We start from the raw sequence: 17285 nt of genomic DNA on the forward strand, positions 1-17285 counted from the left end.
AACTGAGTGCCAACGGTTGCATCCAAGGCAATGCGTGTCCGGAGCGCAGTTGTGTTTACGGCGGTCCACCCTCCCCCCGGCACCTGAAAGTAAAAAGTAGATGCCCGCAACGGGTCTTCTACCTGATAGGCAACAGACGCGTTGGTTGTAAGCTCTCGAATCGCCACATAGAAGGCTCCCGTCACACGAATGCTTGGTACGGGTAACGTAACATCACTGACTACTGCCGTCCGAGCCCGGGCTGGGGTTGAGTATAGAACAGCGTTGGGGGTACCACCGGCTCCGGTCGCATCCAGCAGCACGAGTTGGTAGGAGGCCACATTGCCAGCGGACGCTGCGAACTTGACTTTCACCTCATTAACATAGGTAGGCTGGCTTACATTATACTTAACCGCTAGCAAGCCACCAGCAGCCCCTACTCCTACCCCGGCCGTGTTAAAGGCGCGGGTATCATCCACGTACCCTATGCTACCCGTCGTTACTACCTGCGTGTAGGGAAGGCTGTTATTAGCATTGTTGTCGTCGTTGGCTACGGCCACGGTCAGGTTGTTGGTGCCGGGGGTCAGAGTGGCTGGGTACGGGTCAAACGTGACGGTAGCTATAGCGCCTGGGGTTAGGATGGCTACGGTCTTGGTGCTGGTGAAAGTATTGGCCCCTGCCACGGTTAAAGTAACCGGCACGTTGGTAAGCGTATTAAGGCCTCGGTTTTGGATAGCGGCTGCTACTGAGTGAGGCAAGGAGTAAGGCGTTGCCAGCTTTCCTAGCGTGTGAATGGTTTGTACGGAAGCGTCCTGGGGCTGGGAGGCGCTGAAACGGTATATAAAGCCTGAGGTCGGGCGCGAAGTGCTGCGCACGTTGAAAACGTCACCAATGTAGTTGCCCGCCAAAAAGGTGGCGCTGGCCCAGGCAATAGTTGAGGTTTTGCGAACGACAAGGGCCTGGCCTGGCGCTGGGCCGGAGCCTTTCAGGCCCACGGCAGCCGTGCGCAGGGCGTCAGTTGCGTTAGGGTTAGCTGTGAAGGTGCCATACACAAAATCAACCCGGTTGAGGGTTTCGTACAGCTTCACCTGAAAATTAGCGGTAGCATACTGCTTGGTAACACTGCCCAAAGCCTTGTCGCTTACATCTTTCCACTGAATTGTGCAGATGCGGTTAGGCGCTGTACCAGTAGTAAACACCCGATACTCCGTAGTTGCTGAACCTTCCAGATCCAGGTTAAACGGTAGAATCAGGTTTGTTTCAGCATCGTTATCCAAGGGCCCCTTAAAGGGCTTTGTGGCCCGTCGTAGTAATAAGGAGCCATTGGTGCAGTGGTTCCCAGCTTCAGGTAGCCATTGGTATTGAGCACGAAATCCGTGAACGTCTGGCCATTGTACTGGAAGGGAAAGCCAATTGGCGTGGCAGCCGAATTAGCGTCATCCGTGTTGGGCGTTGCAATAACGGTTCCAGTGCTAGCTAGGTCCGTGTATGTGCCTTGGCCGGAAAGGCTAGAAAGAGTCGTATAGGCAAATTGTGCCTGAGCCGACAACGTGCCCACACTCAGCAAAGCGGCCAAAGCCAACTTCTTCGCAGTGAGCAGATTCGGGTAAAATTTCGACATGAAGAGAAAATAAGGTGTGAAAATGAGGAGGACAGGAACGTGTGGCAAAAGCCTAGGGAGTTAGAAGCCTTCCCTTTTCAAAGTAAACCCATTTTTGGCGACATCTGATGTAATATTTATTTATTTCTGGTTCGTAAACTGTCAATTATGTGCTTGGCAAAGCATTTAATTGAAATAGCCTCACATTCGACAAGACAAATACCCCGGCCAGATTACCTAGTTTCGTCCTGACCGGTTTGGTCATGTGCCCGCTTGCGAGCGGCAGCAGCTACGTTCTTCGTTGCCGCGTTAGCCACTGTAACTCAGCTGCTGGCAGCGTGCTGGCCGGCGTCCAGGTTGTTTACTTTGCTCAGCAAGTCCATGATAGCTTACAAGATTGTCTTATTGGGAGCGGGCCGGGTAGGGCAGCACTTAGGTCCGGCGCTGGCGGCAGCTGGCCACCGCGTGGTGCACGTATGGAGCCGGACGCTGGCCGCCGCCCAGCAGGTAGCCGCTCGCATTCCGGGCGCAACGGCCGGTACTGATGCCGCGGCCCTACCCCCCGCTGACCTGTACTTAGTAGCCGTGCCGGATGGCGCCGTGCCTGAGCTGTTGGCCGCCGCTACCTTTCCCTCTGGGGCGCTAGTTGTGCACACGGCGGGGGCGCTAAACTTAGCCGTATTCGCACCTCACCCCTACGTGCGCGGCGGGGTGCTGTACCCGCTGCAAACCTTTAGTCCGGGGCGACAAATCAGTTGGAAAACAGTGCCTCTGTGCCTGGAGGTAGCAGATGCGGCCGATGCTGATCTGCTGGAAAACACGGCCGCTTCGCTGAGCCAAGATGTGCGGTGGGTGAACTCCGAGCAGCGCCTGCAACTGCACGTGGCGGCCGTTTGGGCCTGCAACTTTCCCAACCATTTGCTCGGCATCAGCCACACCCTGCTTACGGAAGCAGGTCTACCTTGGGAATTGCTTCGGCCACTCATCGAGGAAACCATGGCCAAAGCCCTAGCTCACCCGCCCTTCAGCGTACAAACCGGGCCAGCTGTCCGCCACGACCGGGCTACGCTGGCCCGGCACGAAGCGGCCCTGAATAGCCACCCGGAGTGGCAGGGGTTATATAAGCGCCTGACGGATAGTATACAACAAGCGGCGGCCGGGCCCGCGGCAAACAATGAGGTGGGCTTGCAGCTTTGATTCGGGTGGCCGTATGACTACCTTCGCACCCGCATTTTTGCCTCGTTCTCCTAGCGTTACGCCGTGAAAGCCGTAAACATCACCTTTAAGTTTCAGGACGGCCAGCCCGACCAGACCCATGTGGCCGCTCAAGGCGAATCGGTACTGGACGTAGCCCTCAACAACGATATTCAGCTCCAGCACAACTGTGGTGGGGTGTGCGGGTGCAGCACTTGCCACGTGTATATTCTGCAGGGCGAAAACGACCTGCCCGAAATTTCGGACAAAGAAGAAGACTTTATTGACCGGGCCGTAAACCCGCGCATCAATTCCCGCCTGGGCTGCCAATGCGTAGTGCAGGGCAACCAGGATGTAGTAGTCCTCATCCCGACTCAGGAGTTTTTAGGCCACTAAGTTTTAAGATGGCTGTAAGTGAAAGCGGCTGGGGGAGCTACGCCTACCGGTAGTTTCACCTGCAGTCTATTCCCCATTCTTCACCCTTTTCTAGATGAACCATTTCGAGCCCCCCATCAAGTGGAGCGACCATGAGGATATTGCCATGGCGTTGTACGAGAAGTTTGGCGACGACTTCAGCGAGGCCAAAATCTACCGTATTCGCTTCACGGAGCTGCTGGAGTGGGTGCTGAGCTTGCCCAACTTTGAGGGCACCCGCGAACAAGCCACCGAAGGCCACCTGGAGCAAATTCAGGCCAAGTGGGTATACGAGTGGCGCGACAACCAATAGCCGCCGCGCTGCCGCTGCGGCGTGCATACCCCTCTTTGCTTTCCTCTTGCTAGTATGACATCACTTGCTACCCCTCCCGACTTATCGGCCATTAAGGCGTTTATTTTCGATGTGGACGGGGTGTTTACCGACGGCACCCTGCTGGCCCTAAACTCGGGGAGCAGGCCCGGACCTTCCACATCCGCGACGGGTTTGCCGTGCGCCACGCCCTGGCCAAGGGCTACCGGATTGCCGTGATTTCGGGCCGGGAAGAGGAAGGAGTCCGCAAGCGCCTGGAGTCCCTGGATGTGCGCGACATCTTTCTGGGAGTTGATGACAAGATGAAAATCTTTAACAATTACATCAACACCTACCGTCTCGACCCCAGCCACATAGCCTATATGGGTGACGACGTACCAGACATGGAGGTAATGCGCCGGTGCGCCGTGGCCGCTTGCCCCGCCGATGCTGCCGTCGATGTGCACGCCATCAGCAATTACACCGCCGCCCGGCCCGGTGGCCACGGGGCCGTGCGGGAGCTGATTGAAGCCGTCCTCAAAGCCCAAAATATGTGGCTGTAAGTTTATGTTTATAGCAATAGTTGCACTTCACGGGAGTGGAGTTGTGCTTTTCTAAAATCCCTCTATATTTACCCCAACCATCTTTCACCTTATTTTTTTTCTTTTTTACATGAAAACAGGAACCGTAAAATTCTATAATGAGTCGAAGGGCTACGGCTTCATTACGGAAGACGGTACGAAGGAAGATTTCTTCGTCCACATTACCGGCCTTAACGGGGGCCAGATCCAACAGAATGACCGCGTAGAGTTTGACACTCAGGAAGGCCGTAAGGGCGTTAACGCGGTAAATGTGAAGAAACTGTAAACGCACGTTTACTTAGGTTTTTTAGCATACCTGGAAAGCCTCTTCCGAATTCGGGAGGGGCTTTCTTATGTGGGTTTCGTGGGGTAGTGCATCTTTGCGCGCCGGCCTGTGGTGTTGCTGGGTTTCCAAGAATGTCTGCTTCCTTGAGTTCTGCTCTCCGTGCCCTACTGGGCCCGTCATCGGCTCCGGAGCCGGGCACCTGGCAGCAGCTGGCCCGCCTGGTGCGCCTGCCCAACCTCCTGATTATGGGGCTGTGCCTGGTGCTAGTACGCGCCTGCCTGCTGCTGCCCGCTGCGCCGTGGCGGCAAGTGCTGGCACCCTCATTTGGCTTGCTCGTACTGGCCGCCCTGAGTGTAGGCGCCGCCGGCTACATCATCAATGATTACTACGACGTCAAAATTGACGCTATTAACCGGCCCGGGCGGTTGGTGGTGGGCCGGGTAGTAAACCGCCGCCACGCCATGCTGGCTCATGTGTTGCTTTCGGGTCTGGGAGTAGTCGTGAGCGGGGCCTTGTCGCCCTTGTTAGGCCTGGTTAATTTGGGCTCGGCCCTGCTGCTCTGGGGCTATTCAGTGCGGTTCAAGCGGGTAGCGCTGGTTGGTAACATTAGCATTGCAACGCTCACGGCTGCCTTGGTGCTTCTTCCCGAGTTACAAATCCGGACGGGCACTAGCGCCGTGTGGGCCTATGCGCTGGCGGCCTTTCTGCTCACGACAGTGCGGGAGATTGTCAAGGATGTGGAGGATATGCGCGGCGACGCCCAGCACGACTGCCGCACGCTGCCCATCGTGTGGGGAGTGGCCCGCACGAAATGGGTGGTAAGTTTTTTTCTGGGGTGCCTAGGCTTGCTTTTGCTGGGAGCTAGCTATAATGCTGTGGTTTCCAACCGGTCTCTACTAGCAACCTGGCTGCTGGGGCTGGTGTTGGCACCGCTGGTTGGGCTAGGGTACAAGCTGCGACGAGCGGACCGCAAGCGTGATTTCACCCACCTCAGCGCGTGGTGTAAGTGGATTATGCTGGCTGGCGTGCTGTCGATGATGGTGATAAGCAAGTAAGAGTTGGCGCGTAAAATAGTAGGGGCCATGTAACCTGCTCAGGGCCAAGACAACCGCAGGGGCTACTGTTCCGTTAGCTTTCTTACCGATAACGGCTGGCCGCCTAACCAGCCCATACCGCTGCTAACAGCCGGTATATGTTGGTTGCCGAACCCTATTCTTGACCCCAGCCATCCACGTATGCGCTTTCTCTACCCGCTGCTAGCCCTCAGCACGCTAGCCGCCTCCACTGCCCAGGCGCAGTCCGTTGCCGCTACCCCCGATTCAGCCGCTTCCTTGGTTGCTTTGGCTCCAACTGCACCCGAACAGGATGAAGTTTCTGTTGGCGCACCGGTGGGCCTGAACCGTGCCCTGGCACCCGTAGCGCCCATCAAGCTTACCCCTGACGACCCCGATAAGCCTAGCTTTATTCCGGTTCCGATTGCCTTTTACCAGCAGGAAACGGGCTTTGCTGGCGGCGCTGCTATTCTGCCGGTGTGGCGCTTCGGCGACGATACCACGGTGCGCAAATCCAACGCCCGCCTGATTGCCTGGATTTCCCAGAAAAAGCAGACTACCGTTCAGCTCACTCACACCATCTTCACCAAGGAGGAAAAGTTCTTTTTCTCGGGCGAGCTGAGCTACTATGATCTGGCGTTCAACTACTACGGCATCGGCAACGACACCCGCAAGAGCAACGAGTCGCACATTCAGTATCCGTTGTGGGTGTTCGACGAAAAAGCCTTGATTAAGGTAGTACCGAACCTGTTCGTGGGGGTGCGCTACCGGTTCACCAACCTGGGTGAAGTAAAGCTCAAAGACAACGAAGGAAATACGGCACCCTACTACGCCCTAACTTCTAAGGAGCGCAACGGCTACACCACCTCTGGAGTCGGTCCGGCCCTGCTCTACGATGGGCGCGACAACGTGCTGGCTACCTACCGTGGCAGCTTCGTGGATGCCCACATGCTGTTTAATGGCGGTGGCCTGGGTAGCGACTACAAGTTTACCCGTTACATGGTGGATGCCCGCCATTTCATTCCGCTCTTTGGCTCCAACAACAGCATTCTGGCAGCGCAGTTTCTGGGGCAGTACCACACGGGTCGCGTACCCTTCCGCGAGTTGGGCGGCATGGGCGCTACCCTCGGCGGTTCGCTCTATAACAATGCCTACCTGATGCGCGGGATTTACGAAGCTCGCTTCCGTGACCGGCAGTTCTCCACGTTCCAGGCCGAACTTCGGCAGAAGCTGTTTTGGCGCTTTGATGGGGCCTTGTTCGGGCCGTGGGCCAAGTGGCACCCCGCCTCGGCGACTATACCTTCGATGACATGAAGTACGCCGGCGGCGGCGGCATCCGGTTCCGCTTCAACCGCCGCGACCGGCTCAACATCCGCCTGGATTATGGTGTGGGCTCGGGCGGTAACTCTGGTATCATCTTCGCCGTCGGCGAGGCCTTCTAACTTTTTGCCCGCGCCTCCGGCCGGGGCCAGCCCGTGGGCATAGGCAGGATGTCATTTCCTGCGCCGCTGGTTGGTTCCGGCCGGAGGCGTCTTCTTTAATCATGGCCCCACTTCCTCCCAAAACAGCCGTACGCGTTGTTCCCACGAGCAAAAAACCGGGGCAAGCCAGCCAGACCGGTTCGTTTCGGGAAGTTGATACCCGAGCAATGTGGCACTCCCTACCCCCGCCCGCCCGGGGTGTGCAGGCTAGCGTAATCATCCCGGCTAAGGATGAAGCCACAAACCTGCCGGCCACTCTAGCTGCCTTAGCCGCTCAAACGGATCTGCACGGGCAAGTCTTGCTGCCCCACAGTTTTGAAGTGCTGGTGCTGGCTAATAATTGCCTCGACCAGACAGCGCGGGTAGTGCGCGAATTTGCCGCGCGGCACCCGCGGCTGCGCCTGCACGTGGCCGAAATAAAACTGCCCAAGGCGCAGGCCCACGTGGGGCAGGCCCGGCGCCTGCTCATGGATGAAGCCTGCCGCCGGCTAGAGCAGGGAGGGCACCCGCGGGCCTTCATTGCCAGTACCGATGCCGATACGCGCGTATCGCCTACCTGGCTAATATCCATTGCGGCGGAGCTAGCTACTGGGGTTGATGCGGTAGGAGGGCGCATTCTGATGGACAACGCCGACCCCACTTGCCCAGTGCGCCGCTGCCAACTGCGCGACGCCGCTTACTACCTGCTGCGGGCCCGTCTGGAAGATCACCTGGACCCCACGCCCTACGACCCCTGGCCGCGCCACCACCAGCACTTTGGAGCCAACCTGGCCTTAACGGCGCGGGCTTACCGCCACGTGGGAGGCCTGCCGGTGGTGCCCTACCTAGAGGATGAGGCCCTGGTGCAAAGCTTGGTTCGCCACGACTTGCGGGTGCGCCACAGCCCTACCGTAAAGGTATTCACCTCAGGCCGGCAGCAGGGGCGGGTGGCCGTGGGACTGTCGTGGCAGCTGCGGCAGTGGGCCGAGTTGCAACAAACGCAGCGCGAGCCTTTAGTTGATAACCCCCAACGCTTGCTAGCGGAGTGGCAGCTTCGCGCGCAGCTTCGCCAGACGTGGCAACAGTATAGTTCCGCTGCCACGTCCGGCGCTCTGCTGCCATTGCCTTCGTGGCCGGCGGCAGCTGGGCTGAGCCGTGCCGCCCTACGCCGGGAGCTAGCCCGAGCCAGCAGCTTCGGGCAGCTGTGGGAAAAAATAAGGGGCCGGTTTCTAGTGCACACCACCAGGCGCTGGCCGGCCGTTCCTCTGTCAGTGGCCATTCGAATGCTACGGGAGCAAGTAGCCGCTCTAGATAGCCGCCCGTCGGCGGCGGTGGCGGGCCGGCTTTGTACGTAGCGCCTACCTCTTCGTCACCTCCAGTAAGTCGAGGCGGTACTGTTCGTGCCGTTGGGCTGCTACGTGTCGCAAGGGGCAGTTGGGCTGGGCTGCTTGCAAGAAAAACTCGTGTACATCGTCACCCGTGAGAGGGTAGTCGTGGACCGGTGGGGTCCAGTGAACCAGCAGCAGCTGTCCGTCCGCTGTGAGGGAAGCTAGCAACTGCGCGGCTGCCCGCTCCAGGTCAGCAGGGCTCCAGTAATACCCTACCTCCGACAGCACAATGAGGTCGAAGGTGGCGCCAGCGGGGAATTCTTCGGGCACCCGCAGGCGCTGAAATTCTACCTGGGGCAGGTGGGCGCAACGCTGTCGGGCCCGGGCCAGCGGCGCTTCGGCCACATCAACCGCTAATAAATGACCACAGCGAGCAGCCAACTGCTCCGTGAGTACGCCCAGGGAGCAGCCTATTTCAAAGGCGCGCTGGTAGTGCGTGCGAGGCAAGGCGGCCAGGGTTGTGGCATATTTTTCTCGCTCGTACGGACTGGTTTCGAAATGCCACGGATCGGCGTTGGCGCGGTACACGTCGGCAAAATAATCGGGCGGAAGGGTGTGGGGTTGGTTTGGATTAGGAAGCATGTGGTAGGGTAAAAGGTAGCACCCAAAAAGCGGCGCCCTACGGGTGTGGGGCCTCCAGATATACTTCCGTGGGAGCCTGGAAGTGGGCAAGCATGGAAGGCGCCAGCGTGAAGCCCGTTGGGTCGTCGTGAATGGGGGAGCCGGGCAGCTGGGAGCGGTGAGCAGCAATGGCCCGCTGCTTTTGCTCAAGCACGGAGCGGATGTCGAGCTGCCAGCCAACCACTTCCTCGGGGTGGGGCCACTCGGCGGGCGTTGCTCGTTCCCAGGCCCACACCACGTATTCCAGCCGCTGCGGAGCCGCCGGTAGGCCTGCCAGCGCGGCGGCTACTAGCTGACTGGTAGCTCGGTGGTCGGGGTGGGGGTCGCGGCGCCAGGGTACTAGTAGAGTGGCTGGCTGGTGCTCCCGCAGAAACTCCTGCAGCTGCTGTACAGCCGCAAAGCCGGCGGGGGTATCCGGCAGCGGCACTTGGCTGTCGGGCAACTGCAACGTGAGCAGGGCGGTAGGTTCCACCCCCAGAATGCTCAGGGCATCGCGCAGTTCCTGCTCGCGCAAGGCCTGCCGGGCCGCGGGCGGGAATGCCTGCGAATTCGGGTGCGACATGGTGCCGTCGCTGACCAGCACGCACCACACGGGCTGCCCCGCCTCCCGTAGCAAGGCCAGCAGCCCACCGCAGCCCAAGGATTCATCGTCGGGGTGGGGCGCTACTATCACCGTGGGCCCGAGTGCGGCAGCCGTAGCCGCCGGCCGGATGGGATAGGAAGAGAAGGGAGAAGCGGTAGTAGCAGTCAAGAGAGAAGCAGAAGAAGGGCCGACCCACGGGCAAGTAGAAGGAAGCTGTACGGGTGTCAGTACGCAACGGGTGGCTTACCTACCTACGTCCAGAGCCGGTGAGCGGGTATGTCGTGGGCCAGGGCGTACCGGCCCGCGTCGGCCAGGGCCGCATCGGGGCGGGTTGGCGCAAGTAGTGGGTCAGGTCGCGGTGGAGGCGCTCGAAAGGCTCGGGCCGGAGCAGGCCGCGGGCTCCTACGCAACGCTCGGCCAGGGCTAGCAAGCGCAGGCAAAGGTCTTCCACCACGGAGCGCATGAGGTTGGCGTGGGCCACGGTGGCTTCGGCGTAGCTGGGCAGAGTAGGGCTGGTGGCGGCTCCTGGGCGCTTCACAAACTCGGCCGCCGCCCGCAGCCAGTGTTGGCCCGTGGCAATGAGCATACTCATTTCGCCGAGGCGCTGGCGTTGGTAGGGGTCATCGGTTCGGCCTACCGCACGTAGAAACCGGGTTGTCTCGTCGAAAATAGCTTCCGCTCCGCCCACCTGCACGGCGGCAAACCGGATGGCCCCGCCGCTAAACCACGGCTGCTGGTAATAGTCGCCGGGCTTGCCCAGCAAATCGGTGGCCTCAATTTCCAGGCCGCTCAGGTTCACCTGGAAACTAGCCGAAGCGCGCATCCCCAGGGGCTGCCAGAAGCTGGCGTTGTACTCGGGCTGCTGCAAGTCAAGTGGGAGAATCAGCATTTGCCAGCCGCCATCCGGCAGGGTGCCCGTGAGCAGGGGGCGGGTAACGTGTCCGGCCCCCGAGCCAAACGTTTTGCTACCCTGCAGGCGAAACCGGCCATTGGGTAAGGGCTCCAGCCGAACTCCATCCTCCGCCTCCGTATTCCACACGCCAAACAAGTGCCCGGCCAGCGCATCGGCGGCCCAGTGGCTGATCTGGTCGGGCCGGCCAAAACGCTGGAAAAGCTGCAGGGCATTTACGTGTCCTTCGTAGAGGCGGCCCACCGCCAGGTTGCCCCGCCCAATGTGACGCAGGGTGCTCAGCAGGGCGTACACCTGCTCCGGCTCGCCCAGGTCGCTCCCGCCCAGGGTGGTAGCCAGGGGGCCGCCAGCAGGCCGGCCTCACGCAACCATTCAAACTCCTCCGTCGGGAATCCGCCTTCATAGTCAGAGTAAGGAGCCTGCTGAAAAAGGCGCGGGCAAGGGCCAGTGCAGCCGCTTCCGCAGTTACCGGCGTTTGCTGCCGTTGTTTAGGCGAGGCGGCTAGAGTTGAGGTAGGCATAAAATGGCACTTACGGATACAGTTGAGCTCTACCTACTATAATTGTTGAGTTTGCGTTTTGTTGTCAGTAGGTAAAAAACGCCTCCACCTTGTCTGGCTCAGGCAGCTAGAAAAGCCAGGAAATCTGCCGAAATACAGTGGTTAGCAATTAGCCCATGTTATTGTTACTAATTTGATTTACAGAATATTAACTGGGGGATACAACGTGCTGCTGGTTGCGTGCGGGCCGGGTGCGGGTCATTGGCTGCCCTTCGTACTGAAATACTAAGCGTAGCGTACCTGCTACAGGCTTCCCTGCCCGCTACCCTTTCCGGGCTTGAATACAATAGCCGCCCCGCCCGTAACAATTCCGTAACCTCCCTCTGCAGGGGCGTGCCTACCTTCGCGGCGCGTTTCACTTCTTCACCAACTCTTAGCTTGTCATGTCGCAGCCTATTCGTTCCGCCCTTGTTTCCGTCTATTATAAAGACCGCCTGGAGCCCTTGGTAGCGCTGCTGAAAGAGCACGGCGTGACCATATATTCAACGGGGGGCACCCAGCAGTTTATTGAGGAGCAGGGCGCGCCAGTTACGGCCGTGGAGAGCCTGACGGGGTTCCCGGCCGTGTTTGGGGGGCGCGTGAAAACCCTGCACCCGAAAGTATTCGGGGGCATTCTGCACCGCCGCCACGAAGCCAGCGACTTGCAGGAGGCCGAGCAGCACCAAATTCCGCCCATCGACTTAGTGATTGTGGACCTCTACCCCTTCGAGGAAACCGTCGCCAGCGGAGCCGCCGAGCAGGAAGTAATTGAGAAAATTGATATCGGCGGCATCTCGTTGCTGCGGGCCGCCGCCAAAAACTTCCGCGACGTGCTGGTAGTCAGCAGCCGCGACCAGTACGCGGCCGTAACCGAGCTGCTGCAGGCGAAAGGCTGCGCCACCGACCTGGAGGACCGCCGCCATTACGCCGCCGCCGCCTTCGAGGCTACCTCGCACTACGATACCCAGATTTTCCGCTACATGGCCCAAGGCACGGAGCTTAGCGGAGCCAGCCTTAAGCTCAGCGAAAAGCCGGCTACCCCGTTGCGCTACGGCGAAAACCCTCACCAAGCCGGCACCTTCTACGGCGACCTAACGGCCCTGTTCGACCAGCTCCACGGCAAGCAACTCAGCTACAACAACCTCGTGGACGTAGACGCGGCCGTGCTGCTCATGCAGGAATTCCAGGCGGAGGGCCCCGCCGCCTGCGCCATCCTTAAGCACACCAACGCCTGCGGAGTAGCCCAGGCCGAAACCCTGCGCGAGGCCTACCTCAACGCCCTGGCCTGCGACCCGGTATCGGCCTTCGGGGCGTACTTATCGTGAACAAGCCCGTGGATGCTGCTACTGCCGAGGAGCTGAACAAGCTGTTCTTCGAGGTGCTGATTGCGCCCGAGTTTGCCCCCAACGCGCTACCCATTCTGCAAAGCAAGAAGAACCGCATTCTGCTGCGCCAGAAGCCCGTTGCATTTCCCGCTAAGCAAGTGAAAACATTGCTTAATGGCATTATTGAGCAAGATTTCGACCAAGTAGTAGAAGGAGCCCACGAGTTCCGGACCGTTACGGAATCAGCACCGACGGCCCAGGAGGTAGCGGCGCTGGAGTTTGCCCTCAAAATCTGCAAGCATACCAAAAGCAACACCATTGTGCTGGCCCGCGCTGGGCAGTTGCTCGCCTCCGGGGTTGGTCAAACCTCGCGGGTAGATGCCCTGTGCCAGGCCATTGATAAGGCGCGCGCCTTCGGCTTTGATCTGCAGGGAGCGGTTATGGCCTCCGACGCCTTTTTTCCCTTCCCCGACTGCGTGGAAATTGCTGGCGAGGCTGGCATCCGAGCTGTGGTGCAGCCCGGCGGCTCCATCAAAGACCAGGACAGCATTGCGGCCGCCAACCAACTCGGCATGGCCATGGTACTGACGGGCGTGCGGCACTTCAAACACTAATTCTCCCGCGCAAACGGATCTTCCCGGCCCGCCACGAATCAGCCGCCGGTAGTTACCCCGCAAAACGGATGGTAGCTACCGGCGGCTGATTCGTGGCGGGTTTACTGTTCCAGCACCTGCGCACACGGCGTATACACCACGCCCTGAATGCGCTGGGGCTGATAAAACTCATTGGTAATGAGCTTGCCACTTAGCACGGCGGGGTGCATGGTGCCATCGGGCCAGAGGGCGCGCAAGGAGTGAGCGGGCAGGTCGCCGTGTTGGGTGGCCTGCTCCAATGCTGCCTGAAAGGTAGCGCAGTCGTCGGGATGAATAGCCGTCAGCAGTAGGTCCAGGGTTAGCGTTTCTGCTTCCGTGGCCGGCCAGCCGAAGCAGGCCCGCGCGTGCGCGTTGCAGTGAAACTGGTTGGTTATAACGTCCCACCACCACAGGCCGGTGGTGGTGGCGTCCAGCACCAATTGCAACTGCGCTTCGCACTCGTGGCGCTGCTGCTGCCCGCGCTTTTCGGTGGTAATGTCCCGCCACAACACGTGCAGCAGCAGTTCTCCTTCCGTCTTGATGGGCGTGAGTACGGCTTCTACCCACATGTACTCCCCGGATAGTCGGCATAGCACGCCTTCGCAGCGCTTGGAACCCGATTTCAGGGCTGCCGTTACGGATTCCCGGAAATAGGTAGCCGAGCGCAAGCCGGGCCGCTGTTCCTCCGGGGCCAGGTCCCAAGGGTAGTGGCCCAGAATCTGATTTTTATCCGTGGCGCCGAGTAGTTGCAGCACGGCCGCGTTGCAGTCTACAAACTGCTCGTTCTGCATTAGGGCCACGGCATCGGTGCTCTGCTCGAACAAGCGCCGAAATTTCTGTTCGCTGGCGGCCAGCACCAGAGCTACCTGCCGCGCCTCCGTAACATCAAGTAAGGCCAGCAAACACTGCTGCTTGCCCGCCGCAGAAGTAAGCAGCGTACTCTCCAGCTGCACCGTCAGGGCCTTGCCGGTGGCCGTGCGCAACGTCACTACCTCGCTTTGTGGTAGGCTAGTTGCCAGCAACTGCCCAAACAAGTACAGAAAGTCCCAGCGCTGAATCGGTTCCACCAGGGTAGCAAAGGCAATTCCCGTTAATTGGCTCGGGTCCTGGTCGAGCAGCACGCCGGCCTGGTAGTTAAGCTCCACAATGGAGCCGTCGGCACTGAGAGTACAGTAGGCTACTGGCGCCTGTTCGTATAATCTTCGGTAGTGCGCCTGGGCCGCCTCCGCTTCGGCGCAGGTGTGCCGCAACTGCTCATAGCGCTCCGCCAGCGCCGCATACGACAGCAGCCCCTCGTGGGGGCGGAAGCAGTAGCCGGGGCAGCGGCGGGCAAAAGACTGGCCGGGGGAGAGGAGGTAGTGCGACGCATAAACTAGAGGGGCAGACCACGGGTGCGTAGTTGGGCAAGTTGTGGCTGGCGGAGAGGATGGAGCAGGTGAGACAGGAGCAAGTGGCTCAAAGCCAACGAGATTCGGGAAAGCGGCGCGTTGAAACTTCTTTATAATATAGAATAAATCAGATAATAAAACAGCGCTGAGGTAGGCAGAATTTAGCAGCAACTGTACGAAGGCTAGCCCTGTGTACGTTAGGCCTGCCCTGCGGGGTGCTGTGCCGCTTGCTGATTTGCCCAACCCAGGGAAGGGGCATCGGGCTTCGCTGAAACTTGCTTACTTTTGCCCCCACTTTTGACGGGCGCAACCAGCCCGTTCTCATTTACTTGCCGTTACTCGATGGGTTTCTTTAATTTTCTGACCAGCGACATTGCCATTGACCTGGGCACGGCCAACACCCTCATCATTCACAACGATAAAATCGTGGTGGATGAGCCGAGCATCATTGCCAAAGACCGTACGACCAACAAGGTAATTGCCGTGGGGCGGCAGGCGCAGCAGATGCACGAAAAAACCCACGACAACATCAAAACCATTCGGCCCCTAAAGGACGGCGTAATTGCCGATTTCCACGCCGCTGAGGAGATGATTAAGGGCATGATCAAGATGATTGATACCCGGACGCGGCTGTTTCAGCCCTCGCACCGGATGGTCATCTGCATCCCGTCGGGCATTACGGAAGTAGAAAAACGCGCCGTGCGCGACTCTGCTGAGCACGCCGGGGCCAAGGAAGTCTGGATGATTCAGGAGCCCATGGCCGCCGCCATCGGCATTGGTATTGATGTAGAGCAGCCCGTAGGCTCCATGATCATCGATATTGGAGGAGGCACCACTGAAATTGCGGTAATTGCCCTGTCGGGTATTGTCTGCGACCAGTCTATCAAAACGGCCGGTGACGTGTTCAACCAGGATATTCTGGACTACATGCGCCGCCAGCACAACCTACTGATTGGAGAGCGTTCCGCCGAGCGCATCAAAATTGAAGTAGGCGCCGCCCTCACGGAGCTGGAAGTAACCCCCGCCGACTTTGAAGTGCGCGGCCGCGACCTAATGACGGGCATTCCGAAAGTAATCAAGGTGACGTCCTCGGAAATTGCCATTGCCCTGGATAAGTCGGTGGCCAAAATTGAGGAAGCCGTACTGAAGGCCCTGGAAATCAGCCCGCCCGAACTCTCAGCCGACATCTACGAGAACGGCATTCACCTGACCGGCGGCGGGGCCCTGTTGCGCGGCCTCGACAAGCGCCTAGCGGCCAAAACCAAGCTGCCTATTCACATTGCCGAGGACCCCTTGCGCGCCGTGGTACGGGGTACCGGCGCCGCCATCAAGAATATTCCCGCCTTCCGCAGCGTCCTGCTGACGTAATTGTAATGAGGAATGAAGAATGAGGAATGAGCATTGGCCGGAATTTCCGACTGCTCATTCCTCATTCTTCATTCCTCATTTTCTCCTTCCATGAATAATCTCCTCTCCTTTCTGTTTCGCTACCGGGGTATCCTCGTGTTTGCGGTGCTGGAGGTGGCGAGCTTATACCTACTAATTCGCAATAGCACCTACCAGCGGGCGGCGTTTTTTAACTCCTCGAATGCCTACATCGGGCAGGTATTGGACTGGCGTACTCAGGTGCAGGACTATTTTCGGCTGATTGAGGTGAACAAGGGCTTGATGAAGGAAAACGCCCAGCTGCGGCAGCAGCTCTACCGCCCGACCTGAGTGCCCGCCAGGCCGATTCGCTGCCCGTCAGCAAAGACAGCCTAACCCAGGCGCGGCTGGCCCAGGTGGGCCGCCCCGATTCCCTGCTGCTGGGGTTGCGCCAGCTACCCGCCCACGACCCCGACTACCCCTTGCTGCCCGCCCGGGTAGTAAGCGGTACCCTGCGCCGGGTTGATAACTACCTGACCCTGAACGTAGGTACCGCGGACGGGGTGAAAGAAGGCATGGGGTAGTATCGGCGGCCGGGGTAGTAGGCCGCGTGAAGGTTGCCTCCGAGCATTACACCACCATTACGTCCGTGCTGCACTCCAAAACGCGCATTTCCGCCCGTATTCAGCGCGACGGTACCATTGGCACCATCCGCTGGCTGGGCGAAGATCCTACCCACGTGCTGCTCGATGAAGTGCCCCGCCAAAACAAGCTTGTGCGCGGCGACACCGTGGTGACATCGGGCTACAATGCCGTGTTTCCCGAGGGCGTGCTCATTGGCACCATCGACTCGTTTGTGAAGGAACCAGACAAAAACTTCTGGACGGTACGGGTGAAGCTGGCCGTGGATTTTTCGCGTCTGATTTATGTGTACTTAGTCACGAGCCGGCCCAAAGTAGAACGCGACACGGTGGAGGCGCGGGCAGGCGTGTTGCCGGAAGGGGAGGTGAAGCCATGAGGGGAGGTGTACTAGGTATTGTGTGGCAGTTGCTGCGCGGCGTGGGCTATATTGCCCTGTACGTGCTCCTGATCAGTGGCACTGATTTCGTGCTGTTTAACCTGGGCTGGTGCTTTATTTACCTGGGTTTCTTGCTATTCCTACCCATTGCTACCCCTATTGTGGTGCAGCTACTGCTGGGCTTCATTACGGGTGTTACGCTGGACATCTTCTTTGATACCGGTGGGGTGCACGCCGCCGCGGCCGTGCTGCTGATGTACCTGCGGCCCTGGGTGCTGCGCCTGCTCACCCCCGCGACGGCTACGATACCCAGGATTCAGTGAACATTCACCAGATGGGCTGGCAGTGGATGGTGGTGTACCTGGCCATGCTAACGGCCATGCACCACGCGGCTTTCTTCCTGCTGGAGCTCGGCTCCTTCCAAGTGCCGGGTATCACGCTGGCAAAAATTGTAGTCAGCACCCTCTATACCGGCCTTACGCTGCTGATCATCCAGCTAGTATTCTTCCCCACCCGCCGCCGGAACAGGTGAAATAGTGAGATAGTGAAATGGTGAGTTGATGTTTGGCTGGCTCGAAACCGCGCCGGCCGAACATCAACTCACCATTTCACTATCTCACTATTTCACTGCGTCGTATCTT

At 59.2% G+C, this 17285-nt stretch carries 21 protein-coding genes and 1 pseudogene; 17 read left to right on the forward strand and 5 right to left on the reverse strand.

What is annotated here, in order from left to right; translation table 11 throughout:
• Positions 1-1228 precede the first annotated feature (1228 nt).
• A complete protein-coding gene (locus MUN84_RS14595) occupies positions 1229-1600 on the reverse strand; it encodes a hypothetical protein (RefSeq protein WP_244694740.1) in 372 nt (123 codons plus the stop codon).
• Between the two features lie 360 nt (positions 1601-1960).
• On the opposite strand from MUN84_RS14595, the gene MUN84_RS14600 reads away from it, so the two are divergent.
• From MUN84_RS14600 to MUN84_RS14640, 10 genes are all read left to right on the forward strand, one after another.
• Positions 1961-2776 carry a Rossmann-like and DUF2520 domain-containing protein gene (locus MUN84_RS14600; protein ID WP_244694741.1) on the forward strand — a complete coding sequence of 272 codons (816 nt, stop codon included), beginning with the start codon at positions 1961-1963 and terminating at the stop codon, positions 2774-2776.
• Positions 2777-2839: 63 nt separating this feature from the next.
• Positions 2840-3169 carry a 2Fe-2S iron-sulfur cluster-binding protein gene (locus MUN84_RS14605; protein ID WP_244694742.1) on the forward strand — a complete coding sequence of 110 codons (330 nt, stop codon included), beginning with the start codon at positions 2840-2842 and terminating at the stop codon, positions 3167-3169.
• 94 nt (positions 3170-3263) lie between these two features.
• On the forward strand, positions 3264-3500 hold the full coding sequence (gene iscX, locus MUN84_RS14610) for a Fe-S cluster assembly protein IscX (protein WP_125440131.1): 237 nt from the start codon (positions 3264-3266) through the stop codon (positions 3498-3500).
• A 54-nt stretch (positions 3501-3554) separates the two neighbouring features.
• Positions 3555-3737, forward strand: coding sequence for a hypothetical protein (locus MUN84_RS23910; protein WP_317238949.1), 183 nt, complete (start codon positions 3555-3557; stop codon positions 3735-3737).
• Positions 3698-4060 carry a 3-deoxy-D-manno-octulosonate 8-phosphate phosphatase gene (locus MUN84_RS14615; RefSeq protein WP_317238950.1) on the forward strand — a complete coding sequence of 121 codons (363 nt, stop codon included), beginning with the start codon at positions 3698-3700 and terminating at the stop codon, positions 4058-4060. Before MUN84_RS23910 ends, MUN84_RS14615 begins: the two co-directional genes overlap by 40 nt.
• Positions 4061-4169: 109 nt before the next feature.
• Positions 4170-4364, forward strand: coding sequence for a cold-shock protein (locus MUN84_RS14620; RefSeq protein WP_125421751.1), 195 nt, complete (start codon positions 4170-4172; stop codon positions 4362-4364).
• Positions 4365-4507: 143 nt separating this feature from the next.
• Positions 4508-5419, forward strand: a complete 912-nt coding sequence (locus MUN84_RS14625; RefSeq protein WP_244694743.1) for a geranylgeranylglycerol-phosphate geranylgeranyltransferase — start codon at positions 4508-4510, stop codon at positions 5417-5419.
• A 180-nt stretch (positions 5420-5599) separates the two neighbouring features.
• On the forward strand, positions 5600-6730 hold the full coding sequence (locus MUN84_RS14630) for a BamA/TamA family outer membrane protein (protein WP_244694744.1): 1131 nt from the start codon (positions 5600-5602) through the stop codon (positions 6728-6730).
• A complete protein-coding gene (locus MUN84_RS14635; protein WP_244694746.1) occupies positions 6682-6858 on the forward strand; it encodes a hypothetical protein in 177 nt (58 codons plus the stop codon). The genes MUN84_RS14630 and MUN84_RS14635 overlap by 49 nt, the downstream gene beginning before the upstream one ends.
• 101 nt (positions 6859-6959) lie before the next feature.
• On the forward strand, positions 6960-8231 hold the full coding sequence (locus tag MUN84_RS14640) for a glycosyltransferase (protein WP_244694747.1): 1272 nt from the start codon (positions 6960-6962) through the stop codon (positions 8229-8231).
• Positions 8232-8234: 3 nt separating this feature from the next.
• On the opposite strand, the gene MUN84_RS14645 is transcribed toward MUN84_RS14640, so the two are convergent.
• From MUN84_RS14645 to MUN84_RS14655, 3 genes are all read right to left on the reverse strand, one after another.
• A complete protein-coding gene (locus tag MUN84_RS14645; protein WP_244694749.1) occupies positions 8235-8846 on the reverse strand; it encodes a class I SAM-dependent DNA methyltransferase in 612 nt (203 codons plus the stop codon).
• A gap of 37 nt (positions 8847-8883) precedes the next feature.
• A complete protein-coding gene (locus tag MUN84_RS14650) occupies positions 8884-9636 on the reverse strand; it encodes a PIG-L deacetylase family protein (RefSeq protein WP_244694750.1) in 753 nt (250 codons plus the stop codon).
• Positions 9637-9715: 79 nt separating this feature from the next.
• Positions 9716-10672 (reverse strand): acyl-CoA dehydrogenase family protein, encoded by a 957-nt coding sequence (locus tag MUN84_RS14655; RefSeq protein ID WP_244694751.1) that lies wholly within the window; start codon positions 10670-10672, stop codon positions 9716-9718.
• Positions 10673-11320: 648 nt separating this feature from the next.
• Here MUN84_RS14655 and purH point away from each other — a divergent pair.
• Positions 11321-12855: pseudogene (purH, locus tag MUN84_RS14660) on the forward strand (bifunctional phosphoribosylaminoimidazolecarboxamide formyltransferase/IMP cyclohydrolase).
• A gap of 101 nt (positions 12856-12956) precedes the next feature.
• Here purH and MUN84_RS14665 read toward each other — a convergent pair.
• Positions 12957-14123 (reverse strand): PAS domain S-box protein, encoded by a 1167-nt coding sequence (locus MUN84_RS14665; protein ID WP_244694752.1) that lies wholly within the window; start codon positions 14121-14123, stop codon positions 12957-12959.
• Positions 14124-14603: 480 nt separating this feature from the next.
• On the opposite strand from MUN84_RS14665, the gene MUN84_RS14670 reads away from it, so the two are divergent.
• From MUN84_RS14670 to MUN84_RS14695, 6 genes are all read left to right on the forward strand, one after another.
• Positions 14604-15629 carry a rod shape-determining protein gene (locus MUN84_RS14670; RefSeq protein ID WP_188559408.1) on the forward strand — a complete coding sequence of 342 codons (1026 nt, stop codon included), beginning with the start codon at positions 14604-14606 and terminating at the stop codon, positions 15627-15629.
• 90 nt (positions 15630-15719) lie between these two features.
• On the forward strand, positions 15720-15977 hold the full coding sequence (locus MUN84_RS14675) for a hypothetical protein (protein WP_244694753.1): 258 nt from the start codon (positions 15720-15722) through the stop codon (positions 15975-15977).
• A 65-nt stretch (positions 15978-16042) separates the two neighbouring features.
• A complete protein-coding gene (locus MUN84_RS14680) occupies positions 16043-16210 on the forward strand; it encodes a hypothetical protein (protein WP_244694754.1) in 168 nt (55 codons plus the stop codon).
• A 26-nt stretch (positions 16211-16236) separates the two neighbouring features.
• Positions 16237-16644, forward strand: coding sequence for a rod shape-determining protein MreC (mreC, locus tag MUN84_RS14685; protein WP_244694755.1), 408 nt, complete (start codon positions 16237-16239; stop codon positions 16642-16644).
• 20 nt (positions 16645-16664) lie between these two features.
• Positions 16665-16967 carry a hypothetical protein gene (locus MUN84_RS14690; protein WP_244694756.1) on the forward strand — a complete coding sequence of 101 codons (303 nt, stop codon included), beginning with the start codon at positions 16665-16667 and terminating at the stop codon, positions 16965-16967.
• Entirely contained in the window at positions 16964-17176 is a 213-nt protein-coding gene (locus MUN84_RS14695) for a hypothetical protein (protein ID WP_244694757.1), read from the forward strand. Before MUN84_RS14690 ends, MUN84_RS14695 begins: the two co-directional genes overlap by 4 nt.
• Positions 17177-17285: the final 109 nt, after the last annotated feature.

The sequence above is a fragment of the Hymenobacter sp. 5516J-16 genome (genome assembly GCF_022919335.1).
GTDB classification, from domain to species: Bacteria; Bacteroidota; Bacteroidia; order Cytophagales; family Hymenobacteraceae; genus Hymenobacter; species Hymenobacter sublimis.

Coding starts and splice junctions, on each gene's coding strand:
- MUN84_RS14595 (WP_244694740.1), bottom strand. CDS start 1,600: ATGTCGAAATTTTACCCGAATCTGCTCACTGCGAAGAAGTTGGCTTTG.
- MUN84_RS14600 (WP_244694741.1), top strand. CDS start 1,961: ATGATAGCTTACAAGATTGTCTTATTGGGAGCGGGCCGGGTAGGGCAG.
- iscX (WP_125440131.1), top strand. CDS start 3,264: ATGAACCATTTCGAGCCCCCCATCAAGTGGAGCGACCATGAGGATATT.
- MUN84_RS23910 (WP_317238949.1), top strand. CDS start 3,555: ATGACATCACTTGCTACCCCTCCCGACTTATCGGCCATTAAGGCGTTT.
- MUN84_RS14620 (WP_125421751.1), top strand. CDS start 4,170: ATGAAAACAGGAACCGTAAAATTCTATAATGAGTCGAAGGGCTACGGC.
- MUN84_RS14630 (WP_244694744.1), top strand. CDS start 5,600: ATGCGCTTTCTCTACCCGCTGCTAGCCCTCAGCACGCTAGCCGCCTCC.
- MUN84_RS14640 (WP_244694747.1), top strand. CDS start 6,960: ATGGCCCCACTTCCTCCCAAAACAGCCGTACGCGTTGTTCCCACGAGC.
- MUN84_RS14645 (WP_244694749.1), bottom strand. CDS start 8,846: ATGCTTCCTAATCCAAACCAACCCCACACCCTTCCGCCCGATTATTTT.
- MUN84_RS14670 (WP_188559408.1), top strand. CDS start 14,604: ATGGGTTTCTTTAATTTTCTGACCAGCGACATTGCCATTGACCTGGGC.
- MUN84_RS14675 (WP_244694753.1), top strand. CDS start 15,720: ATGAATAATCTCCTCTCCTTTCTGTTTCGCTACCGGGGTATCCTCGTG.